This is a genomic window from Streptomyces sp. 13-12-16 (assembly GCF_002114215.1).
In the GTDB taxonomy this organism is placed as follows: domain Bacteria; phylum Actinomycetota; class Actinomycetes; order Streptomycetales; family Streptomycetaceae; genus Streptomyces.
In genome coordinates this window covers 1-2017 of record NZ_NCTE01000591.1, presented here as the reverse complement: position 1 = coordinate 2017, position 2017 = coordinate 1, and the positions used below count along the sequence as shown (strand labels likewise).

The window sequence follows — 2017 nt, the reverse complement described above, 5'->3', positions numbered from 1 at the left end:
CGGCTGGCGGCCCTCCCGGCCGCCGAACGGCACCGCACGGTGCTGCGGCTGGTGCGGTCGCAGGTGGCGGCGGTGCTGGGACACGGCTCGGCGGAGGCGATCGGACCCGACCGTGCCTTCCAGGAACTGGGCTTCGACTCGCTGGCCGCGACCGAACTGCGCAACCAGCTCAACCAGCTCACCGGACTCAGGCTCCCCGCCACCCTGGTCTTCGACCACCCCAACGCCCTCGCCGTCACCGGATTCGTGGAAGCCGAACTGGCCGCCGCGTACCCGGTGTCGGGCGACGAAGCGGACGGCGACGCCGCGGAGGACGGCATCCGCCGCGCGCTGCGGTCGATCCCGACCCGGCGCCTGCGGGACGCCGGTCTGATGGACGTCCTCCTCGAACTCGCCGACGACGACGGAGCGCCGGCGCACGCCGGGGCCGTCGCGGACGGGGAGGAGTACGACACCGACCTGGACGACGACGCGGACGGCACCGTCGACACCGTCCCGGACACCCGGGGCGCCCCCCTTGCCGAGGCACCCGAGGCATCCGAGGCACCCGGGCTCTCCGGGGCTCCCGCGGCCCCCGACGCCCTGCGTGCCGCCCGTGCGGAGACCGCGCGGCTGCGCCGGGACAACCGACGGCTCACCGCCGCCCGGCACGAGCCGATCGCCATCGTCGGCATGGCCTGCCGTTACCCGGGCGGAGTGACCTCCCCCGAGGAGCTGTGGCGGCTGGTGACGGACGGCGCGGACGCCATCACCCCGTTCCCCGAGGACCGGGGATGGGACCTGTCGATGCTGCGCGACCCGGAGGCCAGGCGCCCCGACGGCTACTACGCGCGGGAGGGCGGCTTCCTCGACGGGGCGGCCGACTTCGACCCCGGGTTCTTCGGCGTCTCGCCCCGCGAGGCACTGGCGATGGACCCGCAGCAGCGGCTGGCGCTGGAACTGTCCTGGGAGGCGCTGGAGCGTGCGGGCATCGACCCCGGCTCGCTCAAGGGCAGCCGTACCGGTGTCTTCGCCGGCGTGATGTACCACGACTACCCCGGCAGCGACGGCAACGGCAGCGTCGTCACCGGCCGCATCGCCTACAAGCTCGGCCTCGAGGGCCCGGCGGTCTCCGTCGACACCGCCTGCTCGTCCTCCCTGGTCGCGCTGCACCTCGCGGTGCAGGCACTGCGGCAGGGCGACTGCTCGCTAGCCGTCACCGGCGGTGTCACCGTGCTGGCCACGCCCGGTGTGTTCGTCGAGTTCGGCCGCCAGGGCGGGCTCGCGCCCGACGGCCGGTGCAAGTCGTTCGCCGCGGCGGCCGACGGCACCGGGTTCTCCGAGGGCGCCGGCTTCCTCGTGGTGGAGCGGCTGTCCGACGCGCTGCGCAACGGGCACGAGGTGCTGGCCGTGGTCCGGGGCTCCGCCGTCAACCAGGACGGCGCGAGCAACGGCCTCACCGCTCCCAACGGCCCCTCCCAGCGCCGCGTGATCCGGCAGGCCCTCGCCAACGCGCGGCTCGCCGCCGACCAGATCGACGCGGTCGAGGCGCACGGCACGGGCACCACGCTCGGCGACCCGATCGAGGCCCAGGCGCTGCTCGCCACCTACGGCCAGGACCGGCCCCGGGAACGCCCCCTGTGGCTCGGCTCGGTGAAGTCCAACATCGGCCACACGCAGGCCGCCGCCGGTGTCGCGGGCGTCATCAAAATGGTGATGGCGATGCGGCACGGCGTGCTGCCCGCCACCCTCAACGTGGACGCCCCCAGTGACCAGGTCGACTGGACCACCGGGTCCGTCGAGCTGCTGACCGGGCAGCGGGAGTGGACCGGCACCGGCCGTCCGCGCCGCGCCGGCGTCTCCTCCTTCGGCATCAGCGGAACCAACGCCCACGTCATCGTCGAGCAGGCGCCTGCCGCCGCGCCGACGACCCCCGCCGCCCCCGGAGGGGCGGACGACGTGGCCCCGGTGCCGGCCGCGGTCGTACCGTGGCTGCTGTCGGCGCGCGACCGGGACGCCCTGCGCGCCCAGGCCGAAC

Annotated in this window: 1 protein-coding gene; it reads left to right on the top strand. The window is 75.2% G+C overall.

Annotated features, from left to right (window positions below):
* Positions 1 to 2017 (top strand): type I polyketide synthase (locus tag B7767_RS23535; protein ID WP_306297983.1); only part of this gene is annotated, 2017 nt, incomplete at both ends.